Origin of the sequence: Bradyrhizobium sp., from assembly GCF_035570375.1 — a bacterium.
GTDB lineage: Bacteria > Pseudomonadota > Alphaproteobacteria > Rhizobiales > Xanthobacteraceae > Bradyrhizobium.
Window position 1 is genome coordinate 1 of record NZ_DATMLW010000213.1, and the last position, 6,220, is coordinate 6,220.

At 60.7% G+C, this 6,220-nt stretch carries 8 protein-coding genes; 5 read left to right on the plus strand and 3 right to left on the minus strand.

The genetic code is table 11. From position 1 onward, the window contains the following. Positions 1-568: 568 nt before the first annotated feature. Entirely contained in the window at positions 569-841 is a 273-nt protein-coding gene (locus VNX23_RS23620; RefSeq protein WP_325633988.1) for a hypothetical protein, read from the minus strand. Between the two features lie 343 nt (positions 842-1,184). Here VNX23_RS23620 and VNX23_RS23625 point away from each other — a divergent pair, with 343 nt between their 5' ends. From VNX23_RS23625 to VNX23_RS23645, 5 genes are all read left to right on the plus strand, one after another. Continuing rightward, a complete protein-coding gene (locus VNX23_RS23625; protein ID WP_325633989.1) occupies positions 1,185-2,153 on the plus strand; it encodes a D-2-hydroxyacid dehydrogenase family protein in 969 nt (322 codons plus the stop codon). Positions 2,154-2,177: 24 nt separating this feature from the next. Continuing rightward, positions 2,178-3,083 (plus strand): alpha/beta hydrolase, encoded by a 906-nt coding sequence (locus VNX23_RS23630; protein ID WP_325633990.1) that lies wholly within the window; start codon positions 2,178-2,180, stop codon positions 3,081-3,083. Beyond that, complete coding sequence (locus tag VNX23_RS23635) at positions 3,080-3,952, plus strand: MBL fold metallo-hydrolase (protein ID WP_325633991.1); 873 nt, start codon at positions 3,080-3,082, stop codon at positions 3,950-3,952. Before VNX23_RS23630 ends, VNX23_RS23635 begins: the two co-directional genes overlap by 4 nt. 124 nt (positions 3,953-4,076) lie before the next feature. Then, on the plus strand, positions 4,077-4,247 hold the full coding sequence (locus VNX23_RS23640; protein ID WP_325633992.1) for a hypothetical protein: 171 nt from the start codon (positions 4,077-4,079) through the stop codon (positions 4,245-4,247). A 48-nt stretch (positions 4,248-4,295) separates the two neighbouring features. Next, the gene (locus VNX23_RS23645) at positions 4,296-4,457 is read left to right on the plus strand and encodes a hypothetical protein (RefSeq protein ID WP_325633993.1); all 162 of its coding nucleotides are present in this window, start codon (positions 4,296-4,298) and stop codon (positions 4,455-4,457) included. 242 nt (positions 4,458-4,699) lie between these two features. On the opposite strand, the gene VNX23_RS23650 is transcribed toward VNX23_RS23645, so the two are convergent. Then, entirely contained in the window at positions 4,700-5,557 is an 858-nt protein-coding gene (locus VNX23_RS23650; RefSeq protein ID WP_325633994.1) for an alpha/beta hydrolase, read from the minus strand. 43 nt (positions 5,558-5,600) lie between these two features. Continuing rightward, positions 5,601-6,220, minus strand: a 620-nt coding sequence (locus tag VNX23_RS23655; RefSeq protein WP_325633995.1) for an alpha/beta hydrolase, incomplete at its 5' end; no start/stop codon positions are given.

The following is a 6,220-nucleotide window of genomic DNA, read 5'->3' on the forward strand; positions in this document are numbered from 1 at the left end:
TCGGGAGCCTGAGGCTCGCTATTCCTATAGGACACTTATATTTCTGCGAATTGTTCCATCTTGGAAAGCTATCTCAGAATGACGATCCTCATTCTAAGCCGATCACAAAGCCAATGGCGTTGTCCGACGCCAACTGCAGGCGATGGCGGCTGATGACGGGCGCCAAACATGGGACCCTCCACCGGATCGTTCGCGGAACAGCTTCTTTGCAAACTGGGTATTGCGCTCCTCTTTGCGATAATGCTTGCGATGGTCACAAATGCAAGCCTCGTACAGGGACTCCGATTTATTTCAGCGATTTGCTTGTTGACTTCGACTTGGCATTTCGGCGTCGCGATAATTCAGCGACGTCCTTTGAGCGGCGCGTCGGAGTGGGGTGAGGCCGCGATCTTTAGCCTAATAGCGGGGTGCGCCTCTTTATTTGTGAAGCTCCTGGCGTGAGGTCAAAAAAGCCTCCAAATCGATCAGCGGCGCAGTGAGGTTTTTCGAGCCAGCCGGCGCGGTGACGCCGCCGCGACCATGTCTCAAAGTGACTCATATACGACCTTTGGACCGAGACGGCGGAGCGCTACCGTTGCGCGTCCTGCATATTGGAATGCTGCGCTATGGCTCGTACTTCACCGGAACAAAACAAGGCACTTGTCCTCGAAGCATTTGACGTGCTCTTCAACAGGCGGACTGCGCTACGGCTGAACGCTACTGGTCCGACCGATATATCCAGCACAGCGCCCATATCGAACTCGGCCATGACGGGCTGTTCAATCAGATTCGCTCGCTGCCCGACACGCTGCGCTATGAGAACCGGCTCATTCTCGCCGAGGGCGAATACGTCATCACGCACGCTCGTTTCTCCGGGAGTGGACGGGAGGCGGCCTGGATCGCTGTCGTCATCGTCCGCTTCGAAAGACGGCAAGCTCGCCGAGCATTGGGATGTGCTTCAGGACGAAGCGACGAAAGCGCAGTCGAAGAGCGGACTCCGATGTTCGGCGATCGCTTCCCGGATTGATTTGCCCCCTTCACTCGACGAGGGCCAGATGATGAAGCTCTCTGGCAACACAATATTCATTACCGGCAGCGACCGTTGAGAACCGTTTGGCGCATATTCGACCGCGACTGGCGGGATCTTTCCCATCGTTCCCTGCCGCGCCCGATTGATCGCCAAGTCATGCCCGTCGGAGAAGCCCGTGTCGAATAGAGCCGAGCCTGTCAGGGTCGCCGTCCTCGACGATTACCAGAGTGTCGCCCTTTCCATGGCGGACTGGTCGGGGCTTGATAAGCGCGCGGCCATCACCGTATTCAACGACCACATGGCCGATCCCGACGCTGTCGTCGCCCGCCTTCAATCCTTCGACATCGTATGCGTGATGCGCGAGCGCACGCCGATGTCACGCGCGATTATCGAGCGCCTGCCAAGGCTCCGTCTGATCGCTTCGACGGCCTCGCGGAATGCCTCGATCGACCTTGAGGCCGCCGCAGAGCGTGGCGTTGAGGTCATGCATACCAGCTATAGCTCCACCCCGACGATCGAACTGACCTGGGCGCTCATTCTGGCGAGCGCATACTATCTTGTGGCCGAAAACGCTTCGCTGCGTGCCGGCGGCTGGCAGCGCTTTGTCGGCGACGACCTCGCTGGGCGCACGCTTGGCGTGCTGGGTCTCGGCAATATCGGCGGGCCGGTGGCGCGGATCGGCAAGGCCTTCGGCATGGAGGTGATCGCCTGGAGCCAGAACCTGACCGCCGATCGCGCCGCCAAGGCAGGCGCCGCGCTGGTCACGAAGGAGGAACTGTTCCGGCAGGCAGATATCGTCACCATTCATCTGGTGCTGAGCCGCCGGACACGGGAACTCGTCGGCGCCGACGAACTTGCGCTGATGAAGCCCACGGTGCGCCTGGTAAACACGTCGCGCGGGTCGATCGTGGTCGAGGCCGATCTGCTTGCGGCTCTGCGAAACGGCAAAATCGCCGGCGCCGCGATCGACGTCTTTGATCAGGAGCCGCTGCCGTCCGATCATCCGTTTCGCAGCCTTGCGAACCTGCTGGCGACACCGCATATCGGCTACGTCTCGCGCGGCCTCTATGCGCGCTTCTACCAAGACACGGTCGACAATATCCGGAAGTGGCTCGACGCTCGAGGGAACGCTGATGCCGACTGAAATAGGTTCGCCACGGAGCGCATGATGGTCGAACGGCGCGACGTGGAATTCGAGGTAGAGGGCGGCGACCGCCTCCGCGGCTGGCTCTTCGTGCCGGAGAATAGGTCTGCCCCGCATCCGGCCATCTCCATGGCGCATGGCTATGCAGGTGTGAAGGAACATGGGCTCGAACGTTTCGCTCGGGCCTTCGCCGAGGCCGGGTTTGTCGTGCTCGTACACGATCACCGAAACTTCGGTTCAAGCGATGGCGCTATCCGTCATGATATCGACCCCTGGCACCAGATCGCCGACTGGCGACGGGCCATTTCCCTCCTCGAATCCCTGCCCGAGGTCGATGCGGACCGCATCGGCGTCTGGGGCACGAGCTATGCCGGTGGCCATGTGCTCGTCCTAGCCGCGACCGACCGCCGGATCCGGGCCGTCGTCGCGCAGGTGCCGACGATCAGCGGCTATCAGCAGGGGTTACGCCGCATGCCGCCCGATGCTGTCACCGCGCTGGAACACCTCTTCGATGACGATGAGCGGGCGCAGTTTCGCGGCGAGCCGCCCCGCCGCCAGCAGGTGGTCGGCGATGATCCGTCGGTGCCGGCATCCTATCGATCGAAGGACGCCATTTCCTTCTATCTCCAGCCGCTGCCGCCGGGCGCCTGGATGAACGAGGTAACGGTACGCTCAGGCCGTCTTGCCCGGATGTACGAGCCGGGAGCTTGGATCGCCCGCGTTTCCCCCACGCCGCTGCTGATGATCGTCGCCCTGGCCGACCACATCACCCTGACCGATCTCCAGCTGAACGCCTACGAGCAGACACTCGAGCCCAAGAAGCTCGTCACGATCGACGGCGGACATTTCGATCCTTACCTGAAGCAGTTTGCTGCCACGAGCACCGCGGCAGTGTGCTGGTTCCGTCAACATCTGGAACAAGATCAATGACCGAGGCATCTCAAGCCGAGCCCCTGCAATGGAAACTGTTCATCCGCCGGCGCGCCAGCGCGACGCAGGGCACACCGCCGGGCAAGGACGGGCTGAAATGGGTGGCGAACACAACCACGCTGATTCATGGCGAAGAGGATGCCCTGCTGGTCGATACGTTCCTCTCAGAGGCGCAGACGGGAGAACTGGCTGATTGGATTGCCGGGTCAGGCAAGCGCCTATCCACGATCTATATCACCCATGCCCATCCCGATCATTTCTTTGGGCTCAAGCTGCTGCGCGACCGCTTTCCGGAGGCGCGGGCGATCACGCCCGGACAGGTCGTGGACGCCATGCAGGCCACGCTCGCGCCCGAAGCCGTCGAGAATTGGCGCAGGCGATTCCCAGGCCAAATCCCCTCAGACCTCGTCTCCGCTGAACGGCTGGAGGGTGAGACGTTCGACCTTGAAGGTCACGAGATTGTCCCGATCGATATCGGCCACACCGATACCGACCACACCACCTGCCTCCACGTGCCCTCCATCGGTCTCGTGATCGCGGGCGACGCCATCTACAATGGCACGCATCCGTACCTCGGCGAATCAAACCGACAGGGGCTGCGCGACTGGCTCACCGCCATCGATAAGATCGAGGCGCTTAATCCGCGTGCCGTCGTGGTCGGCCACGGCCCGATGGAGCCGGACAATGCCCCGCGGCACATCCAGGAAACGCGGCGCTACATCCAGGATTTCATTCGCCTGGATGATGAAACAAGTACAGCTCTCGAACTCTACGATCGGATGCTCGCCCTTTATCCGGACCGGATCAATCCGGGTTCGCTATGGGGCGCCGCCAATGCCGCGAAGGCCTCTCGCCGTGCCGAGGCGTGACGACGCGACGTCACTGAAATCCATCCCAACGGGAGTCAACCAATGAAAGACGCGAAATCACTCCTGCTGAAGCTCTTGGCAGCAATCCCAGACGGCGAAAAGATCGCGCCGCTCTTTGCGGAAGATGGCGTCGTGGAGCTGCCGTTCCTTCTCGGTCGGGATCGAGCCTCGCTACAAAGGCCGCACGGCCATCGCGGGCTTTTATGACGTGGTGAAACGGCTTTATCCGGATCTCGTGTTCGAGCCCGAGGACATACACGTCCTGATCGAGACACCTGATCAGGTGTTTGCCTAATACATCGCACATCCGGCGGCCGCAGCCACCGGGCGGCGCATCGATCACATGTTTGCGGCCCGTCTCGTCGCTGAGGGCGGCGAGATCAAGTTGCTCCGGGAGTCCCTCAACGTCGTCGCAGCGGCGCAGGCGTTCTTTCCGGGAGGGGTTGCCGACCTGCCGAGGCCATCCGACGAGATCTATTCGTTTAAGCCGGGCTATCAAAGTTAACTCGGTCGAGATGCCCCAAGACACGCACGAAACCGCCTTACTCAATTCGGGGAATCCGGCGGCATCCGATTCGCCGACTGGCGCTTCGGCCGGCGTGGTGGCGCTCCCTTGCGGGCGGGTTTGAGAATGTGACCTTAGCGATATGAGGGCTCAGCCGTTCCAAGCTGACGCGCTGGATTGCGCCGTTGTCCGCTCCTGTTAAACTGTTTGCGGCGGCCGTCAGCACGGCCGCCGCCTTAGGTTCAAGCTGCGGCGAAGAAGCGTGCGGCCTCTTCGGCGAACTCTTCAGAAAACTGGAAGTGCGAGCCGTGCCCGGAATCCGGGTAGAGGATCAACCGGGCATCCGGTAGATGCTGCTGAAGGATGTAGGAATTGATGGTCGGCACCATGATGTCGTTCCTGCCGTTGACGACGAGCGTGCGCTGCTTGATCTTCTTCAAATCGCCGTAGCGGTCTGTCGCGGGGATCGCACCCCATTTAGCAAGAGCGACCAGCTGGGCCTCGGCGACCTGGGGCTTCGCTTCTGGTTCGCGGTCCAGCTTTCGCGCGGCGATCCGCTTGAGCCAGGCCTTGCCAGCCGCGTAACTCGTCGGGCTCTTCGAAAAGAATAGGTCCAGCGAGCGTTCCTGTTGGGTGCTGTTCGGTCGATTGACGATTTCCAGCACCTCGGGCGAGAATTCCTGCATGCCTTCGCCGCCCGACGGGCCGGTGCCTGCGAGGAGGATGCGCCGCACCAGTTCGGGCGCGTCAAGCACCACCTGCTGCGCGACCATGCCGCCGATCGAGAAACCGAACAGATCGATCTCCTTCAGGCCGAGTGCCTTGACGAAGGCGATGATGTCGGCCGCGATAGCGGGCATCGAGTCCGGCATCTCGCCACCCGAACGACCGACACCCCGATAATCGACCAGGATCAACGGGCGGTCTTGCGCCAACCGTTTGGTGTGGATCGGATCGAAATTGTTCATCGTGCCGGTGAAATGCTGTAAGCACACCACCGGCGGAGCGCCTTCCTTGCCGAAATGCCGGTAGGCGAGGCTCACACCGCCGATATCCTGGAATTGGGTCGGCGCGGTTTCGCTGAGATTGACGTTCGTCATTTCCTCACCTGTCCACTCTCGTCACAACTTTTTTCTATCCTGCCTAGGCGAAAGAAGACTTGATCGAGTCCTGGTCCGGTACCACCGAATCTCCGTCGCTCAAGAAGATCTTTATGTGCTCCAGGAATGCTTCTCTGTGTTGATAAAACGCTCCATGACTTGAATCCGGGAACATGATGAGCTGAGCGTTTGGCAGATGCTCCGCCAGAATGAAAGCGTTGATCGGTTTCACTACGATGTCTTTGTTGCCGTGAACAATGAGCGTCGGATGTATGATGCTTTTCAAGGTAGCGTAACGTCCGGTGGCTGGTATGGTTCCCCACTCTCTGATCGCGGCAAGCTGGCCAACGGCCGAGTCTCTGGACACAGCAAGATCACGATCATTCTTGCGAGACTCAAGTCGCTTGATGTATCCGCGTCCAGCAGCCTGGCTTGCTTGGGAGGGAGAAAAGAACGCAGCCAACAAAAACGCCACCGGGTCCGCTTGCTCGTCCGCCGATAGTTCGGTGAAGGTCATGCCCTCTCCGCCACGCGGACCCGTCCCCAAGAGGATCAGCCGGCCGAGGAGTTGAGGATGCTCAAGCGCTAACTGCTGCCCAATCATGCCGCCCAGTGAGAAGCCCACCACATGAATCTGCTTCAAGTCGAGGGCCCGGCAGAAAG